General features: G+C 45.9%; 18 protein-coding genes. 14 read left to right on the forward strand and 4 right to left on the reverse strand.

Annotation, left to right across the window (positions count from 1 at the left end; genetic code table 11):
• The first annotated feature begins 6 nt into the window (after nucleotides 1-6).
• From WFI24_RS00780 to WFI24_RS00805, 6 genes are all read left to right on the forward strand, one after another.
• A complete protein-coding gene (locus tag WFI24_RS00780; protein WP_442956177.1) occupies nucleotides 7-1,326 on the forward strand; it encodes an arsenic transporter in 1,320 nt (439 codons plus the stop codon).
• Nucleotides 1,327-1,363: 37 nt separating this feature from the next.
• The gene (gene arsC / locus WFI24_RS00785) at nucleotides 1,364-1,783 is read left to right on the forward strand and encodes an arsenate reductase (thioredoxin) (protein WP_336758017.1); all 420 of its coding nucleotides are present in this window, start codon (nucleotides 1,364-1,366) and stop codon (nucleotides 1,781-1,783) included.
• Nucleotides 1,784-2,037: 254 nt separating this feature from the next.
• Complete coding sequence (locus WFI24_RS00790; RefSeq protein ID WP_336758019.1) at nucleotides 2,038-2,856, forward strand: MerR family transcriptional regulator; 819 nt, start codon at nucleotides 2,038-2,040, stop codon at nucleotides 2,854-2,856.
• 24 nt (nucleotides 2,857-2,880) lie between these two features.
• Entirely contained in the window at nucleotides 2,881-4,059 is a 1,179-nt protein-coding gene (locus WFI24_RS00795) for an MFS transporter (protein WP_336758021.1), read from the forward strand.
• A 478-nt stretch (nucleotides 4,060-4,537) separates the two neighbouring features.
• A complete protein-coding gene (locus WFI24_RS00800) occupies nucleotides 4,538-4,903 on the forward strand; it encodes an ArsR/SmtB family transcription factor (RefSeq protein ID WP_336758022.1) in 366 nt (121 codons plus the stop codon).
• A 29-nt stretch (nucleotides 4,904-4,932) separates the two neighbouring features.
• The gene (locus WFI24_RS00805) at nucleotides 4,933-5,793 is read left to right on the forward strand and encodes an aldo/keto reductase (protein WP_336758024.1); all 861 of its coding nucleotides are present in this window, start codon (nucleotides 4,933-4,935) and stop codon (nucleotides 5,791-5,793) included.
• 30 nt (nucleotides 5,794-5,823) lie between these two features.
• Here the strand turns inward: WFI24_RS00805 and WFI24_RS00810 are convergent, their stop codons facing one another.
• Nucleotides 5,824-6,300 (reverse strand): hypothetical protein, encoded by a 477-nt coding sequence (locus WFI24_RS00810; RefSeq protein ID WP_336758025.1) that lies wholly within the window; start codon nucleotides 6,298-6,300, stop codon nucleotides 5,824-5,826.
• A 163-nt stretch (nucleotides 6,301-6,463) separates the two neighbouring features.
• On the opposite strand from WFI24_RS00810, the gene WFI24_RS00815 reads away from it, so the two are divergent.
• A complete protein-coding gene (locus tag WFI24_RS00815; protein ID WP_336758026.1) occupies nucleotides 6,464-7,558 on the forward strand; it encodes a stalk domain-containing protein in 1,095 nt (364 codons plus the stop codon).
• Nucleotides 7,559-7,644: 86 nt separating this feature from the next.
• The gene (locus WFI24_RS00820) at nucleotides 7,645-8,100 is read left to right on the forward strand and encodes a DinB family protein (protein WP_336758028.1); all 456 of its coding nucleotides are present in this window, start codon (nucleotides 7,645-7,647) and stop codon (nucleotides 8,098-8,100) included.
• 194 nt (nucleotides 8,101-8,294) lie between these two features.
• Here WFI24_RS00820 and WFI24_RS00825 read toward each other — a convergent pair whose 3' ends face one another.
• Nucleotides 8,295-9,218 carry an AraC family transcriptional regulator gene (locus tag WFI24_RS00825; RefSeq protein WP_145325481.1) on the reverse strand — a complete coding sequence of 308 codons (924 nt, stop codon included), beginning with the start codon at nucleotides 9,216-9,218 and terminating at the stop codon, nucleotides 8,295-8,297.
• A 170-nt stretch (nucleotides 9,219-9,388) separates the two neighbouring features.
• On the opposite strand from WFI24_RS00825, the gene WFI24_RS00830 reads away from it, so the two are divergent.
• From WFI24_RS00830 to WFI24_RS00850, 5 genes are all read left to right on the forward strand, one after another.
• Nucleotides 9,389-10,264: a fumarylacetoacetate hydrolase family protein gene (locus tag WFI24_RS00830; RefSeq protein WP_336758030.1), complete on the forward strand. Its 876-nt coding sequence runs from the start codon at nucleotides 9,389-9,391 to the stop codon at nucleotides 10,262-10,264.
• 21 nt (nucleotides 10,265-10,285) lie between these two features.
• Nucleotides 10,286-11,752, forward strand: coding sequence for an alpha-ketoglutaric semialdehyde dehydrogenase GucD (gene gucD, locus WFI24_RS00835; RefSeq protein WP_336758031.1), 1,467 nt, complete (start codon nucleotides 10,286-10,288; stop codon nucleotides 11,750-11,752).
• Between the two features lie 16 nt (nucleotides 11,753-11,768).
• The gene (locus tag WFI24_RS00840; protein WP_336758033.1) at nucleotides 11,769-13,745 is read left to right on the forward strand and encodes a YjhG/YagF family D-xylonate dehydratase; all 1,977 of its coding nucleotides are present in this window, start codon (nucleotides 11,769-11,771) and stop codon (nucleotides 13,743-13,745) included.
• A 61-nt stretch (nucleotides 13,746-13,806) separates the two neighbouring features.
• Nucleotides 13,807-15,456, forward strand: coding sequence for a glycoside hydrolase family 43 protein (locus WFI24_RS00845; protein WP_336758035.1), 1,650 nt, complete (start codon nucleotides 13,807-13,809; stop codon nucleotides 15,454-15,456).
• 189 nt (nucleotides 15,457-15,645) lie between these two features.
• Entirely contained in the window at nucleotides 15,646-15,999 is a 354-nt protein-coding gene (locus tag WFI24_RS00850; RefSeq protein WP_336758037.1) for an SH3 domain-containing protein, read from the forward strand.
• Between the two features lie 263 nt (nucleotides 16,000-16,262).
• Here WFI24_RS00850 and WFI24_RS00855 read toward each other — a convergent pair whose 3' ends face one another.
• Nucleotides 16,263-16,877, reverse strand: a complete 615-nt coding sequence (locus WFI24_RS00855; RefSeq protein WP_336758039.1) for a TetR/AcrR family transcriptional regulator — start codon at nucleotides 16,875-16,877, stop codon at nucleotides 16,263-16,265.
• 176 nt (nucleotides 16,878-17,053) lie between these two features.
• Here WFI24_RS00855 and WFI24_RS00860 point away from each other — a divergent pair, with 176 nt between their 5' ends.
• A complete protein-coding gene (locus WFI24_RS00860; RefSeq protein WP_336758041.1) occupies nucleotides 17,054-17,791 on the forward strand; it encodes an SDR family NAD(P)-dependent oxidoreductase in 738 nt (245 codons plus the stop codon).
• A gap of 131 nt (nucleotides 17,792-17,922) precedes the next feature.
• Here WFI24_RS00860 and WFI24_RS00865 read toward each other — a convergent pair whose 3' ends face one another.
• The gene (locus WFI24_RS00865; protein ID WP_336758042.1) at nucleotides 17,923-18,795 is read right to left on the reverse strand and encodes a helix-turn-helix transcriptional regulator; all 873 of its coding nucleotides are present in this window, start codon (nucleotides 18,793-18,795) and stop codon (nucleotides 17,923-17,925) included.
• Nucleotides 18,796-18,859 lie beyond the last annotated feature (64 nt).

The following is an 18,859-nucleotide window of genomic DNA, read 5'->3' on the forward strand; positions in this document are numbered from 1 at the left end:
ATTCAGATGAACAGAAAGGTGGTGTATTGTTTGTTTTCTACGCTGTTAGCCTGCATTATCTTTTTGATTACACTTGTACTCGTTATTTGGCAGCCTAGAAACCTGTCGATTGGTTGGTCTGCTTGTGGCGGAGCAATCCTAGCTTTACTTGTGGGTGTCGTCGATTTCCAAGACGTATGGGATGTGACGCAAATTGTATGGAATGCCACGCTAGCTTTTGTTGCGATTATTCTGATCTCGTTAATTCTGGATCGTATCGGCTTTTTCGAATGGGCTGCCTTACATATGGCCAAAGCCGCTCATGGCAACGGTGTCCGGATGTTTGTTTACGTCTCCATCTTGGGAGCTGTGGTTTCTGCTTTCTTTGCCAACGATGGAGGCGCACTGATTCTGACGCCCATCGTTCTAGCCATGGTGCGCGCGCTGAATTTCGATGAGAAAAAAGTGTTTCCGTTTATTATTGCTAGTGGATTTATTGCGGATACAACTTCCTTGCCACTCGTTGTAAGTAATCTGGTCAACATTGTGTCTGCCGATTTCTTTGGCATTACGTTTATGGAATATGCAGGGAAGATGTTTGTTCCGAATCTCTTCTCACTGGCGGCCAGTATCGGCGTACTGTATCTTTTTTTCCGAAAGAGTATTCCAAAACACTTTGACGCGAGTGAATTAAAACCTCCGGTAACTGCCATTAAGGATATGAAAATGTTTCGGTTGTCGTGGGTGGTGTTGGGGGTGCTTCTCATTGGATACTTCACCAGTGAATTTATCGGCATTCCCGTATCTTTTGTGGCAGGTGTTGTCGCAATATTCTTCCTGATCATGGCTTCCCGCAGTTCTGCTGTACCGACTACTTTGGTTGTCAAAGAAGCACCGTGGGCCATCGTATTCTTCTCCATTGGCATGTATGTCGTGGTCTATGGTCTACGTAACGTGGGTTTGACGGATCTGCTGGCCGTCGTGATTCAGGCTGTAGCTGACCAAGGATTGTTTGCAGCAACTCTGGGCATGGGCTTTATTGCAGCGATCATCTCATCCTTGATGAACAATATGCCTACGGTGTTGATTGATGCGCTAGCTATTGATGCAACAACGGCTACGGGAACGGTTCGGGAGGCACTCATCTACGCCAACATTATTGGCTCAGACTTAGGTCCCAAGATTACCCCTATTGGTTCACTCGCGACCTTGCTTTGGCTTCATGTGCTTAGCACCAAAGGCGTCAAAATCTCATGGGGAACTTACTTCAAGACAGGTATTATCATCACTATTCCGACTCTGCTCATTACACTAGTGGGTCTGTATCTGTGGTTAAGCATTCTATAAAAGTATTCTAAAATTCAAAAACGAGGAGAAGATGAACATGAGTAAAAAAACACTGTACTTCCTGTGCACAGGCAACTCTTGCCGGAGCCAAATGGCCGAAGGCTGGGCCAAGAAATATTTGAGTGAGGACTGGAACATCTATAGTGCGGGAATTGAGGCACACGGTCTGAATCCAAAAGCTGTTGAAGCCATGAACGAAGTTGAACTGGATATTTCAACTCAAACTTCCGATATCATTGATTCAGCATTGTTGAATAGTGCTGATTTCGTAGTCACGTTGTGTGGGGATGCTGCCGATAAATGTCCAATAACACCACCACATGTGAAGCGGGAACACTGGGGATTCGATGATCCTGCCAAAGCGCAAGGGACAGATGAAGAGAAATGGGCTGTGTTCCAGAGGGTTCGTGATCAGATTGGAGAGCGTATTAAAACGTTTGCTGAAACCGGAAAATAATACAATACTGCCTGAGCAGGACAATTTAATGAACACCGAGAGAAGGATGCCACGATAAGTGGCATTTTTTTGTTCAAAAAAATGAACGTTTCATTCAGAAACGGTTCTTTGACTTACCTATAACATCAACATAGAGTGATGACAAGGAAGGTAGTTGATTTTAGCTATACGAATGAGAAGCCTGCACCCCCTTGACTCTCCCCTGCACGGGAAACTGTATACTCGAATTATGTTAATAGATTGGAGATGAGCTTTTGTTCAAAATCAGTGCGTTTTCCAGGCTAGGTAGGGTCTCATTAAAAACACTGCGTTATTATGACCAAATCGGCATACTTAAGCCGAAAATGGTGGATTCCGATACGGGCTACCGTTACTATTCAGCAGATCAGCTTCTGGAGCTCAACCGAATTTTTATTTATAAAGAGTTGGGGTTTACATTGCCACAGATCACACAGCTTCTACAGGAAGATATTACATTAGAGAATATTCAGGGCATGTTTAAGCTGAAAAGAAGCGAAATCCAGCAGATTATCGATACGGAACAAGCCAAACTTATCCGAATTGAGAAGCGCATACAGCTTATAGAGGAAGAGGGGCAAGTCGAAACAGGGCAAGAGATCCGAATCAAATCGGAAGGTACTCAGCAGTTTCTTTTTCAGGTGGGCTGTGGGAAAGAGGAAGATATCCCGTATTTATTTCGTCAGTTTGATCAGTCATTAACAAAGGAAATTCGCCAATTGATTCAAGGTCCACAGGTTGTTTTGTGGAAAGAAATTGCCGGTCAAGAGGAGGAGTTCGAGTTTGAAATTGGTTACTTCTTAACCTGTGAGCTGCGATCACCTCCCGAACCATTTCAACTGCGGACTCTTCCTGCTGAGCCCATGATGGCCACCATAGCTTACCGTTCCAATGCTACCTTTGCCTGCAAAGCCTGTGTTCATCTAGCGACATGGATTGAGAAAAATAATTATCAGATCAAGGAGAACGAAGCTGGCAGGGAATTATATCTACCCTTAACTCAAGAACAAGATGCACAATTCATAGAAATACAAATCCCAATACTAAATAGATAAATGAAGAAGACGGAGTGGAGTAAATTGAAAAATAAATGGATCATCTATGTCCTCGCATTGGCTGTTTTTCTGATTGGAACCATTGAATACATTATTACAGGTGTCATTGAAATGATCGCCGCAGACTTGAGCGTATCTACTTCAGATGTTGGTTTACTGGTAACTGTATTCGCTCTGGCAGCGGCCATTATCGCTCCAATTCTCATTGCATTTACAATAAATATGGATCGCAAGAAATTACTGTTGTCCACCCTCAGTGTGTTTATTGCCAGCAACGGATTTATGCTTTTAAACCTTTCATACGAAACATTACTATGGGTGCGAATTATTCAAGGAGCTAGCGGAGGCATGGCTACCGTAGTAGCGATGGCCGTATCGACAAGACTCGTTAAAAAAGAAAGAAGGGGCAATGCCATTGGCATCATCTTAATGGGGCTAAGCAGTTCGCTAGTGCTTGGTGTCCCATTGGGCACATTTTTAAGTGAGATGTTTGGATGGAGAGTTCTATTTGTATTCATCGGTTTGATAAGTATTCTTCCATTCCTTATCATCTACAAAAAGGTTCCGGCACTCAAAGAGGAAGAAAAGGTCACCCTCAGAATGCAGCTCTCCATTTTAAAAAATCCAGCCATTCTGACTGCCTTGCTTATTACTTTATTGTATATCGGCGGCTATTCTACACTGTTCACTTACATAACGCCTTTCTTGCAAGCTACATCCTCTCTTACCATGACCGAGATCAGCGGTGTTCTGTTTCTCGCGGGAATTTGCAGCTTCGTCGGATCAAAAGTTGGCGGACAATTGGCAGATGCTAAGGGATCCAAGTTTACTATTTGTCTCGGACTTCTGTTACAAGGGGCAACTCTTCTTTTATTCGCTCTAGCTGGAGTTAATCTCATGGTTTTAATCCTGATTTTAATGATTTTTATGTTAGCAACGTGGAGCATATCCCCGGCCCAGCAACTATATCTGGTTACTCTGGCACCTCGTAATCCGGACATTGCCCTTAGTGTAAACACGTCGTTCATCCAATTTGGTTTTGCACTGGGTTCTGGATTAGGCGGGCTTGTCATCAGTCGTACATCTGTCTTGTATTTAAATTGGTTAGGTTTTGGAGCTGTAAGCATCGCTTTACTCCTTGCCCTACTTCTATTCAGAAGGATGAGCAGTAGGACTGAAAACCCTATGGTTACTGGTGAATAGGTAGGTGGACTGGTTAAGTAACACAGGACATCTATCTGGCGTTCAAGTCCTATTAGAAAGAGGGAATGTACAAGTCGTACATTCCCTGAAAAATCCTGCCAGCTCAGGATGGTTTAACGCATAAACATGATATCTTCCTGCGTCTTCGGAGCTGATCCACGGGATCGGTTTATCCGCTGGCACTGGGTAGAAAAGCATCCCATTATGGATGAGACCCGGAATCAAGAAGTTCTCCATATAGATTACAAGACTGGGGTCTACAGCATATGTAAGCACCTTAAACACGAGGGCAAACAACAATGAAAGCCCCGTTAATAGTGATGCATGAACAGGTTAGCCAGTATGACTGGCGGCCTTTTTTTGTCGTTTTACCATAGCGGTATATCATGTGGAACAAACTGGTTCTCGATTTTCTTTCCCGATATGCAACCGAATCCAAGATTGTGATAGGCTGTAACTGCAAGAATTAAACGATTATATGGAAGGGGACATCTACCTGGATCAGGAACTCGCGGCTACGATTGCTATCGAATTCAAGAATAATCAGAAGGTGTTAAACGCGATTGGAGACGAGACCCGGCAAGCCATCCTCATCGCCTTAATTCAAGGACCGCAAAAAACAGGCATGCGCGTAGGCGAGATCAGGATGAAAACACACCTATCCCGACCGACCGTATCGCATCATCTGAAAATATTAAAAGAATCGCAGATTATAAGCGTGCGTAAAGAAGGGACTCTCAACTATTACAGTCTGGACTCCGGAAGCAAACTGAAATTGTTGAAAAATCTGGTGAACGAAATAGAGAAAGTGTTTGCGCAATGTGAAGAACAAGCAACAGAATAACGATTAGGAAACAGGGAGGGGCGTTGCGATTGAATCGGACAGTCGAAGCGGCAAATGGAGTCGACATTCCTCAACTTGGGTTCGGCCTATATAAAATCAAAGACGGAGAAGCTTTCGAGAGGACTGTCGAAGAGGCTATTCGAATGGGTTATCGCCATTTCGACACAGCCAAAATTTACGGAAATGAGGCAGCGCTAGGCCGAGTCATTCAGAAAAGTGGCATTGCCCGCGAGGAATTCTTCATTACCTCCAAAGCGTGGACGACAGATCTCGGGTACCATGCGACGAAAAAGGCGTTCGAACAGACTTGCCGGAAGCTGAACGTAACGTATCTCGATATGTATATGATTCATTTCGCCGGTCCTCATTACGTGAACGCCTGGAAGGCGATGGAAGAGTTATACGACGAAGGTAGAATTAAAGTCATAGGTGTAGCCAATTTCGAGATCCGGCATCTGGAGCATCTCAAGAAGAATTCCCGAATTTCGCCGATGGTTAATCAGATCGAAACCCATCCGGAATTCCCACAACACGAATTACATGATTATATGCTTCGGCATCGAATTCTACATGAAGCTTGGGGACCGTTGGGGCAAGGAAACAAGGCGCTGCTGGAGCATCCGGAGCTGGCCGCAATTGCCCTTCGCCATCAAAAGTCGGTTGCGCAAGTCATTTTGCGCTGGCATCTGCAACGCGGAATTATGGTCATTCCCAAATCAACGAACCCTCAACGGATTAAAGAGAATATCGAAATATTCGACTTTGAACTGAATAAGGAGGACGTGGAACATATACGGCGGTTGGACACAGGTAAGAGATCTTCCTTAAGCCCGAATGGCTACATGATCAACCCAATTTATATAAATTTGATGAAACTGTTTATTCGCTGATAATCCTGTTAAAATAAAGGGCCATCCCGATCAACCTAAAGACAATAACAATAGTTTTCCAATCTTCAATAAAACTTTCAGCTGCGCCCAGCAGATAATCATTGAAATGACCATAACGATTACAAAGAACAGAAAAACAATAATTCTCATTATGATCAAACGTTTTCCGTCCGGATGTTTGGAATCTCTGCTGGAAGAGTTATCTTTAGACTTAATCATAGCTCGTATACCGACTATGCAGGCAGTAGCCAGCATTATAAAAAGCATTAAAGTTGCCATTCGTTCAGCAGTGAAAGCGATGAGATTTGATCCTCCCGGACCAGAACCCGTGCGCAAAAACCAATGGCAGAAGGCAACGACAGAAAGAGATGACAGGAACAAGATAAATATAATCTTCCACATCCAGTCGAACAGCTTGAAGAAAGGACCGGGTGGATTGATTTTCTGTTCCCGGCGAACCCGACGCTCGGCGTTTCTTCGATCGATTATTGCTCGTTTGGATTTCATGGATGTCTAACCTCCTGCAGTTTGACTGTTCTTCCTCGTAACATTAAGAATATCACAGTACTGACAATCAAGTCCCATGTTGATTTGAAACCTTTTGGTTAAAAACTGCGTTTAAAAGCTAGAAGGCAATGAACTTGAATCCAGAAAGGATGTAAGAAAAAAAATGAATAGAAACAAGAAGAGAAATAAGTTAATTGTAAGTGCAATTATGACAGCATTACTGGCATCGCCCCTGGCATACTTCATGGCCGAAGGCCAACCGGTAGCCGCTGCAGCTTCCGTTTCCAAATATAAAGTTACCGCACAACCGTTCAGCATTGAAGGAAAGAAATCAAACATTGGTACGATTAATAAAAACGGATCGACCTATATTGCTCTTAGGAACCTAAATACAGCCCTGGGGTTAACCACCAATTTCAATAAGACTAATCAACTCGTTGAAGTGTCGGGAAATGGACGATCGCTCAAAATTAATCTCTCTAACAATACTATTCATTTGAACGGACAACCGGTCTTTGGACCTCAAGTCATTCTCCAGAACAATACAACTTATTTGCCACTTCGCTTCCTACTGGAGCGGATGGGCTATGTAATTTCATATCAGAATAGTACAAAGCAGGTCGATATTCAATCGATTAAGGAAAACGGCTTGCAGGTTCAAGCGGAAGAGATCGGTGCCGACGGAGATGGCAAATCATTGCTCGTCTACTATCCGGTAATTAAGGGCTATGCAAGAGAGAAAGTACAGGATAAGATCAACGCCTTTTTGAAGCAGGAGACCGACAAGTACATTGCAGCCGGATCGAAGGAAATGGATACAGTCGTAAAAGCGAATAATCAATTACTAATCAAAAATCCAAAGGCTGAAATTCGGCAACCGAGCCTCGATGGCAGATTTACAGTTATGTATAACGAGAATGGAAAATTGAGCCTATATGTGGATTATGATCTTTATATGGGGGGAGCGCACGGAATAACGACGAGGGTTCCTTATACGTTCGATCTCGTAACAGGTGAACCGATTTCGTTGAAGGAAGCAGCAGGTAACGCCGATTATGTCTCTATCATTAACAGCCAAATCACAGATCACATCAATCATCGCGGATTGGAGTTGTCCACTCCATTTAAGACGATCGAAGCTGATCGAGATTATTACCTGAGCCATGATGGTATCGTTATCTATTTCACAGAATATGAATATACTTCCTACGCTGAAGGAATGCCAGAGTTTATTATTCCTTATTCCGAGTTCAAATGACGGAAACTGTGGCTTCAAACTCTAAAGTCTATCGGAGCATGATGACAAGTCGTGAGTGACAGTGAGAGGATAAGGGGGAAAGCGAAATGAATACGATCAAGCGCATGATGGACCATCTGTACTGGGCAGACGAACGTATTTTAGACGCGCTCGAGGAGTCCAAGACAGAGAACAAGGAGCTTCTGAAGCTGGTTCGACATGTCGCGGTTGCGGAACAAGTCTGGCTGTCCCGATTGCAAGGCAAGGGTAGCGCGCAATATTCATTGTGGGAAGAAACGGAAGACTTGACGGCGATCCGGGAGATGTTCGAAGAAAACATCGAGCAATATCGCGTCTATATGGACGGGCTCGAGGAATTTAAATTGGATGAGATCATTGACTATGCAAACCAGAGCGGGGTTCCGTTCCGAACGTCCATCCGGGACATTCTCTCGCAAGTCATCTTACATGGGCAGTATCACCGGGGACAGATTAACCGGGCACTTCGAATCGAATCGGCGGAGCCTGTCCAAGTCGATTACATCACCTTCGCACGACTCTAAAGGGCGGGGAAAATCATCAACATTGCTATGCCAAGTAATAACATAATAGTCGCAGAAATAGCCGCCAACCTGGCGGCTATTTTGTTTCGAAATTCAAAAATCTTTTACAACTACTTCGACGGGGGAAATCTTGACGGTAATATGCTAGACGCCATGGACCAGCGCAACATTATTACCGCTTATACAAAGAATACTCATCGGTATGAACCATCAGGATGATCGGCTGCCGCAGTCTGCTGGGAATGGCTGCGAAATTCGCTCGGTGCCGTGCCTGTCCACCGCTTAAACTGACGGCTAAAATGGGCATTGGTCTTATACCCCAGCATCATCGCAATATGGTCAATGTTCAGGTCTGTTTGCTTAAGCAGACGCTGGGCTTCGTTCAAAAGGGTTTCGGATAAAAACTTGCGTGGGGCCATTCCGTATACCTGCCGAAAAATTCGATTGACCTGTGACGGGCTAATGTTCAACGACTTGGCGATATCCTGGATCCAGGTTCGCTCACTTTCCTGTATTTCCCCATGAAGATGGATATATCTTACTGAATCCTCAATATGTTCGGCAATTTGATGAGCGATGGCTTCTTTTCTAGATAAGGTAATGGATGCATTCTGAGATAACTGGCCGACCAGAGACCCGAGCAGTTCGAATACGGCGGCATGAACCTTCATCTGTTTGGAAGAAGACAGTGAGACGGACAAGTGCTCTGTAGCAAGGGCATACAGTGTAGACAGTGAAGAGGAAAGTCCCTGAGCTAAATCCGAATCAGCCGGATAATAAATGTCCTTGCAGCGGTTGAGTTCTCTGCAAAAGGAGGTATCGTGTATGCTGAAATGAACGGAAAAGTAAGTGAAGCCCTGCGGTCCGGCACTGGTACAGGAATGGGTTACTCCAGGGCGGATGAACAAAAGATCGCCAACGGACTGACTGTACACTTGTCCGTTAACCACCATGTTCATCTGACCTTCCATCATCCAGTGGATTTCATACATCGAATGCTCATGGGACGGATAAGTCCAGTTCGAATCTACTTTTCTTGCGTGTAACCCCAATAATTGAAAAGACATGCGAACATCGGGCAGACGACCTAAATACATAGCTTCCGAAAGTTTGGTCACAGGAACCTCCTCATTATGTTCTGTATTCCAAATACTGATAGATTCATATTAACAGAAAAACAATGCGTGAAAAGGGTAACTCGTCGGATGGATTAGCACATCGTCATGAATCATTGCTAATGATATGGTAGAATGATCAACCCGATGGGGAAGAATGGGGGCAAGCTTGAATGAGAATTATTCGATTTCTGGACGGACAACAGAAGTGGCTGGCAGCAATTACAGATGATGAAAGAGTCTATCGTTTGCCACAGGCAGATTTTATGACGTTGATCTATCAAGCTAGGGAGCAGGGAATATCTCCTGTTCAATTAGTTGAAAGCGCTTTTAAGAAAACGAACGAGTTGACCGACGATTGGACTTCCCTGCACCTGATCACGCCATTGGAAGCTCCGGAGGTATGGGCTGCGGGTGTTACTTATCAGCGGAGCCGGGAAGCTCGGAATTATGAAGCTACAGATGGAAAGCTGGATGCGGAGACCTTTTACGATAAGGTCTATGATGCAGAGAGACCGGAGATCTTTTTTAAATCCACAGCAGCCCGGACCGTCGGACCAAATGAGGCTGTCACACTTCGCAGCGATTCCACTTGGCAGATCCCCGAGCCTGAGCTGGGGTTAGTACTTGCAGCTGATGGCACCATTGTGGGGTACATCGTTGGCAATGATATGAGCTGCCGCGATATCGAGGGGGAAAACCCGCTGTATCTTCCACAAGCAAAAATATGGCGTAATTCTTGCTCCATTGGTCCTGCTATTCGACTCGCGGAAACGGTGCAGAATCCATATGCGTTCAGCATCGTCTGCGAAATATATCGCGAAAATGAAATCGTTGTAAAAAGCGAGGCAAGCACAAGTGAGTTAAACCGAAAACTCGATGAACTGGTTTCTTTTCTGGCCAGAGATAACGATCTGTTTGACGGTACGGTGTTATTGACAGGCACTAGCATCGTGCCACCTAATGATTTTACACTTGCACCCGGGGACCGCATTGAAATATCCATTAGCGATATCGGGACACTTATTAATCCAGTCATTTCAAACTAATGTACAAGGAGGATGAATGCTATGACCGTATTTCAGGTAGAGCAGACATACAGGAATTATATTAACGGAGAATGGGCGCAGGCTGCGTCAGGAGAAACCGAACCCAGCATAAATCCGGCGAATCGGAATGAGGTAGTTGGTTACGTACCCACCTCCGGCGTAGAGGATCTGAATCGGGCTGTCGCAGCGGCGAAGCAAGCAGCAAAAGAATGGCGGAGGTTATCGGGTGCGGAACGCGGCAACTATCTATTTCAAGCAGCCAATGTGCTGGAACGCCGGGCCGATGAAGTTGCAGAGGCGATGACCAGGGAAATGGGCAAAACACTCCCAGAAGCCAAAGGAGAAACACTGCGTGGTGTCGCGATCTTAAGGTATTACGCCGGAGAAGGCTTGCGAAAAACCGGTGATGTCATTCCATCAACGGATAGCGAAGCGCTGATGTTTACGACCCGCGTACCCCTTGGCGTTGTAGGGGTTATTGCTCCTTGGAATTTCCCGGTTGCCATTCCGATCTGGAAAACGGCTCCGGCCTTGATCTACGGCAATACGGTTGTGTTGAAGCCAGCTCAGGAAACTGCAGTCACCGCAGCTAAAGTAATGGAGTGTTTCGAAGAGGCGGGCATTCCAGCAGGCGTGCTTAATCTGGTATGCGGCAGAGGCTCAGTGATTGGATCTGCACTTGCTGAGCATCCGGATGTGGGCGGAATAACGTTCACAGGCTCCAATGAAGTGGGCAAACGGGTCGGCGGCGCAGCACTGGCACGTGGGGCCAAGTATCAACTTGAAATGGGTGGGAAAAACCCGATTATTATCGCGGCTGACGCTGACCTGGATTTGGCTGTGGAAGCCACGATCAGCGGTGGGTTGAAATCGACCGGGCAAAAATGTACGGCCACCAGCAAGGTCATTATTGAACGAAAAGTATACGACGCCTTCAAAGAAAAGCTGCTATCGCAAATCCAGGAAATCCGGCTGGGTGATGGCATGTCTTCTGGAAGCTGGATGGGTCCATGTGCAAGCGAAGGACAGCTCAATACCGTGCTGAGTTATATTCAAAAAGGCCAGGATGAAGGTGCAGTTCTGCTCGCTGGTGGAAAAAGAGGGGACGGTCCGGGACTGGAAGAGGGATTCTATGTGCAGCCTACCGTATTTGAAGGGGTCGAATCCCATATGTCCATCGCCCGGGAAGAAATCTTTGGCCCGGTCCTGGCCTTGATTGCGGTAGATTCCCTGGAGGAAGCGATCGAAGCGGCTAATGATAGCGATTATGGCTTGAGTGCTTCCATCTATACACAGAACGTCGGAGCCATGTTGTCTTTCATCCGGGACATGGATGCAGGACTCGTCAGAATTAATGCAGAAACGGCCGGCGTAGAGCTGCAGGCTCCGTTCGGCGGAATGAAGATGTCAAGTTCACACTCCAGAGAACAGGGGCAAGCGGCTATCGAGTTTTTCACGGCCATCAAAACGGTCTTTGTGAAGTCATAAACTGTGGGAGGCTATCATGTACGAACAGATTACGTCGATTATGGGAGAGACCGCATCCAACTGCTTCGATATCATAGCACATGCTCCAGGGGCTGCCGGACGTCTGCCTTTAACGGATGATTTGCTGCGGAATGCTCCAAGCGGCGACTTGTTCGGCATGTCCCAGAATGTTGGAATGGGCTGGAAGCCCGGGGAATTGAACGGAAAACAATTTCTGATCTTGAGTACACAAGGTGGCATACGCAATGAAGACGGCAGCCCGGCAGCACTCGGTTACCATACCGGCCACTGGGAGGTCGGCCTGCTGATGAAAGCTGCCGCAGAAGAACTGTCAAGCCGTGGAGGAATCCCGTTTGCCGGATATGTCAGCGATCCGTGTGACGGCAGATCACAGGGGACAACCGGCATGTTTGACTCTCTTCCGTACCGGAACGATGCCGCTATGGTATTTCGCAGACTGATTCGCTCGCTACCAACACGTAAAGGCGTGCTTGGTGTCGCCACTTGTGACAAAGGTCTTCCAGCGATGATGCTTGCACTTGCCGGCATGCCGCAATTGCCTGGTGTAATTGTTCCCGGTGGCGTCACACTTCCGCCTACCGATGGAGAGGATGCCGGTAAAATTCAGACCATCGGTGCACGGTACGTCAACGGGGAACTTTCTCTGGAAATGGCGTCCGATTTAGGATGTCGAGCTTGTGCTACACCGGGAGGAGGCTGTCAGTTTCTAGGTACCGCGGCTACGGCCCAGGTTGTAGCAGAGGCACTGGGTATGACAGTGCCTCATGCCGCGCTTGCACCTTCCGGGCAGCCCATCTGGTTTGAAATGGCGCGCCAATCGTCACGTGCACTCATCCATATGGATTCACAGGGGATGAGGATGGCAGACATTGTCACCGATGCATCCATTCGCAATGCGATGACCGTTCATGCCGCGTTTGGCGGATCGACCAATCTGCTTCTTCACATACCAGCGATTGCCCATGCCGCCGGTTTAACCGTACCCACGGTACAGGACTGGATACAGGTTAACAAAAATGTTCCAAGGCTGGTTAGTGCCCTGCCAAATGGACCGATCTTTTATCCGACCATACGTGTCTTTCAGGCCGGAGGTGTACCGGAGGTCATGCTTCACCTCAGACAGCTTGGTCTGTTGGATGAGTCTGTACCAACGGTTACAGGTACTTCATTGGGTCAGGTACTGGACTGGTGGGAATCGTCGGAACGCCGTCATCTCATGCGGAAGCAGTTAAAAGAGCAGGACGGCATTGATCCGGACAGTGTCATCATGAGTATAGAACACGCTCAGCGGCTTGGAATCTCTTCGACCGTAACATTTCCAACCGGGAATATCGCTCCGGAAGGCTCTGTCATCAAGTCCACCTCTATTGATCCTGCTGTACTGGATGAGCATGGTGTATACCGTCATCGTGGCAGAGCAAAGGTGTTTACCACCGAACGTGAGGCAATCCATGCGATTAAGACCGGAGGTATTCTGGCTGGCGACGTTGTTGTGCTTCTTGGGCGAGGTCCATCGGGAACCGGGATGGAGGAGACGTACCAGCTTACATCTGCGCTTAAACATTTGCCTTTTGGCAAATATGTGTCACTGATTACGGATGCCAGGTTCTCCGGTGTTTCCACCGGAGCGTGTATTGGTCATGTTGGGCCCGAAGCGCTGGCAGGCGGACCGATTGGCAAGTTGCGGAACGGAGACGTGATTGACATTGCGGTTGATCGTAACACGCTGGAGGGCAGCATTAACTTTGTCGGAGAAGGAGAGCTGGAGTTTTCGCCGGAAGAAGGTGCTCTCATCCTGGCACAAAGGTCCTTCCATCCGGATATGAGGCCTGATGAAGCTTTGCCGGATGATACAAAGCTCTGGGCTGCATTGCAATCGGTCAGCGGTGGGACTTGGAGAGGGAATGTATATGACGTCGAGCGGATCGTGACCGCCCTGGAAGCCGGCAAAAAAGCGTTGGGGTGGTACTGATATCCATCTTTTGTGTATCTGTGTTGTACAGATCATTACTTTCATACCGGAGGTTTCTTCCATGAATAAGATCAAGAAAATGATCACCAATCCCATCCTTCCCGGTTTTCATCCCGATCCGTCCATCTGCCGAGCAGGGAAGGATTATTATATCGCCACTTCCACCTTTGAATGGTTCCCTGGTGTACGGATTCACCATTCCCGGAATCTGGTTCATTGGCGGTCCATCGCTTCTCCGCTGACTCGTGTAACGCAGTTGAACATGGAGGGCAACATTAATTCCGGAGGCGTATGGGCACCCTGTCTTAGTTACAACAACGGTGTGTTTTACCTGATCTACACCGATGTCAAAAGCCGGGTAGGCGCTTTTAAAGATACCCACAATTACCTTGTGACAGCAACGGATATCGAGGGCCCTTGGTCCGATCCGGTGTATCTGAACAGCAGTGGTTTTGATCCTTCCCTGTTTCATGATGAAGATGGACGCACATGGCTGGTCAATATGATATGGGATCACCGTAAGGGCAAAAACCGGTTTGCAGGCATCGTTCTTCAGGAATATTCCGTCCAGGAACATAAGCTGATTGGACCGGCCATGAACATATTTAAGGGAACAGAATTAGGCCTGACCGAAGCACCCCACCTGTATAAACACAACGACTATTATTATCTCATTACGGCTGAAGGTGGAACCGGTTATGAGCATGCGGTTACCTCAGCACGTTCCCGTACGTTACAAGGTCCTTATGAGGTCGATCCTGCCAATCCGATCCTCACTTCATACGGCAGACCGGATTTAGCACTGCAAAAGGCAGGCCACGGTAGTCTAGTCGAAACGCATACCGGCGAATGGTACATGGCTCATCTGGTCGGACGACCCGTTCATCACAAATATTGCATTCTTGGACGTGAGACCGCACTTCAGCCGTGTACGTGGAGTGAGGACGGCTGGCTGAGACTTGCGAGCGGTGACCGATATCCGGAGGTTCAGGTGCCTGCACCGAAGATCCCGTCACATCCATTTGAACCGATAGCTGAAATGGATCACTTTGATCACTTTGAGCTTCGGCATGATTGGAATACACTTCGCATTCCACCCGATTCGACTTGGCTCAGCTTGACGGAACGTCCCGGTTACTTACGATTGCACGGCATGGAGTCGATGAGTTCAACGCACAGGCAAAGCATGATCGCACGGAGACTTCAGGCCTTGGAGTGTGAAGCCGAGACGTGTCTGGAATTTGCGCCGGACCATCCACAGCAAATGGCAGGCTTGATTTTGTACTACGATACCCAGGACTATCTCTACTTACGTGTAACTTATCATGAGGATAAAGGGCTCTGCCTGGGGATCATTCAGTCCAAATACGGGGTATACGACGAACTGCTGGAGGATATTCCGCTAGGGTTGGTGAGCACGCTCCGTTTAAAGGCTGTGGTGGATCAAGATCGCGCCCGCTTTTATTATGCGTTAAATAGTGATTCATCCTGGAATACAGCAGGCGGGTGGATTGATATCACACATCTGTCCGATGAATCTCCGGAGTATATCCGGTTTACGGGAACCTATATCGGTCTTTGTGTGCAGGATCTTGGTGGAACCCGCAAACATGCCGATTTTGATTACTTTATGTATAAAGAAACAAAGCATGCAGCGAATGCATTAGGCCATATAGATTCTACGGATGGTGTGTCTGGAGAGTTATCATAAAATTTATAATATTGTGTCATATTATCCAAATACTATAATATGAACTCGTGATAAAATATTTCTATTCGGATAAAGCAGCGCCCCCTTCACAAGGGGGCGCTGCTTTATTAAGTAGGGATGAACAACTATATAATAATATGATATTATGTTTGTCGGTAACAGGTCGAATATAATAGTTGGAGGCATATTATGAAATTATATAAAGTTGTTCAACCCCATAATTCAAACTATCCTGATCCCATCGTTTTAGCTAAAGGAGATACGCTCCTATATGGGAGAGAAGATACTGAATTCCCCAACTGGATTTTCTGTGAATCCTTGCATTCTAAAAAATGCGGCTGGGTACCGAAGCAAATTTTAAGCACTCCCAATGAAGAACAGATTGCGACTGCATTATCAGATTATTCTGCACACGAATTAACCGTAAAACCCGGTATTATCGTTACAAAAGAATTTGAACTAAATGAATGGAGTTTTGTTCATAGCGAAGAGGGTGAGAAGGGCTGGTTACCAAATAAGGTATTGACTCCATCGGAATTATAATCGAAGGCATAGAGAAACTTACTCTGCATCATAATTGGATTGTTTCGCAGTTGTAATGGTCTCGTTCGTAATTAGGCATGCATCTACCTTGAGGATTTTATTCCTCTCGTGTAAATGCATGCCTGTTTTTTTATTTGTGCTGTAAATCCCTTGTGATTTTGCATGTCCCTGAGCGATCAGGAGCATCTGCTCCATCTGCAACTGGCCTGTTATCTAAAGCAGACATATCGTTCATCGTGATGTTCAAATCAACTTACTCGAGATCACGCCTCAAACTTGTCACCCACATAATGAAAAGAGTGAATATGCGTTTTGGTGAGTTCAATCACGTTTTTGATAAATGCCTCGCGTGATTCATGATATCCGCTTAATATCCAATTGTTTAACAGTCCAAAAAAACCGTAGGCGGTATAGTACTTGAAATAATCCATATTAACTGGGGAGTTGTTGATCGTCTCAAAGACAAATTGCTCCTGATAGATTTTGAGTATGGTTTGTGGAAAGCCTGTATGTAGACCGGGTAACGTATCATCGTATTGAATCAACTCGAAGAAGTCACGGTGCTCGTAGATATAATCCACGATTTGAAAAGATTCAGCATCCAGCTTGTTTGTTGAAACCTTTTGACCGTGCCAATAGGGTTTGCCTACTGCGCCCCTCAATCCTTCGAGTGTCATACTCAACAACTCTTCGGCGAGAATATATTTATCCTGGTAGTGTAAATAAAACGTGCTTCGATTATAACCGGCCTGATCAACGATGTCTTTGACAGACACACCATGGAAGCCTTTTTTCTTAATAAGCTGAATCAGAGCAGTTTTTAGGTGCTCTTTGGTTCGGTTACGATGTTGAGATGTCACAGTAAGTTCATTATTCATTCAAAAAAACTCCTATAAATATAGACATAGTTTTATAAAGTGTCTACGAGGTAGACACTTGGTCACATCTTAATGATTGGATTGTTACAATTTTAAGCATAGAATTAGTTTTGTAAACATCATATAGCACTATTTATATAGGCGCTATTCAAAATATTATAATGGGGGATTTATTCATGGGCAAACTTCAAGATAAAGTTGCAGTCATCACAGGAGGAGCATCCGGGATTGGTGCAGCGACAGCTCGCTTATTCGTTTCCGAAGGAGCTAAAGTGGTCTTGGTGGATCTGAATGAAGAAAAAGGCAAGGCGTTTGAGCAGGAACTGAAAGCGCTTAAAGCAGAGGCTCTCTTTATTAAAGCAAACATAACGAGTGAAGAAGAGGTTACTGAGATTTTTAAACAAACCGTAGAAGCATTCGGTCAAGTGGATATCGTATTCAACAATGCAGGAATCGGACGTGTTCATCCAACGCATGAGCTTGATTATGCCGAATGGCGCAATACAGTCAATGTTGATCTGGACGGCGTATTCTTGGTTGCACGTGAATCGATTCGCGAAATGCTCAAAATTGGCGGAGGTACAATCGTCAACACGGCTTCCATGTACGGATGGGTTGGTTCACCTGGTTCTGCAGCCTACAATGCAGCTAAAGGCGGCGTCGTGAATCTGACTCGTTCGCTGGCGTTGGAATATGCTGAGTATAATATTCGGGTAAACTCCCTTTGCCCAGGCTTCATCGATACACCAATTATTCCGGAAGAGAGCAAGCAAGCACTTTCTGCGGCAACACCAATGAAACGTCTGGGTCAAGCAGAAGAGATGGCGAAAGCCGTTCTGTTTCTAGCTAGTGACGATTCTTCATATATGACAGGAAATAGCTTAATCATAGACGGAGGATACACCGCTCAATAAGTGCAGCAATCGTCGAAGCACACAAGAAAGAACATAGTTCCATTAAAAGTCGCTATTCTAGCGGCTTTTTTTATTATATTGGTATAAGAGCAGTTCCCAAGCCAAGGACAACTAGCAAACAGCGAGTTTAGCTATTCATAATAGATGGCCTCATAAGGAAACTCTAACTTATTCATGCGATATTCTTTGGGCGACATGGACATATATTGCCGAAAAACTTTGCCGAAATAGCTGGGACTCTCAAAACCGCATTGTTGACCAATTTGGGAAATCGGAAGTTCCGTTGTACGGAGTAGTCGAACTGCTACCTCAATCCGTCTGTCTTTGAGATAGGCTAACGGTGATGTTTTCTCTGATTTCTGAAATAACCTGCACAAATAGTGTTTATTGATATCGCAATGGCTGGCCAGCAGATCCAGCGTCAACGGGGAAGCATAATTTTCTCGGATGAACTTTTTACATTTCTCGATCGTTGTTATGGAAAGGGCACCGATATCTCTCTCCGCGTCCCGACTCGTCTGCACTAAGATAAGCAACCAGCGATAGACTTGCATGGACAAGCGATACTTGTCCGTAACTTTCTCTTGATGTATCAAATGGATGATTTGCCATAACTCTTGAATCAAGGGAGAGTCCGCGTTTCGCAGAATGACATGTCCCTCATTATCATGCATCATATCCCAGATTCGGTTGGCTTCATCCCCGCGTATGTTGATCCAAATAAATTCCCAAGGTTCGTTATTTTCTTGCTTATAGTAATAGCAATGTTCTCCGGAGATTTTGACGAGTAGTGCATGTCCCTTTGGTAAAGGGATCGTTTGATTTTCAATATCCAGATAACCCTGACCATTAAGCGTGTATTGAAAAACGACGTGTCCCGGGTCCGGTCTATCATCACTTGGACAACGATATTCCTCGCTAGAAACGATCTGCCATCCAATAGAGTCCAGTGTCATGATTGATGTATCGTCATTACGAAAAGCATAAGAAACCGTATGAACCATCGTTTCATCTCCTTCCTAAAAAAGTCAATTATCTTATATAATACGTCACATTTTTTAGATTGTC

This window comes from Paenibacillus sp. USHLN196, assembly GCF_037144955.1.
In the GTDB taxonomy this organism is placed as follows: domain Bacteria; phylum Bacillota; class Bacilli; order Paenibacillales; family Paenibacillaceae; genus Paenibacillus; species Paenibacillus xylanexedens_C.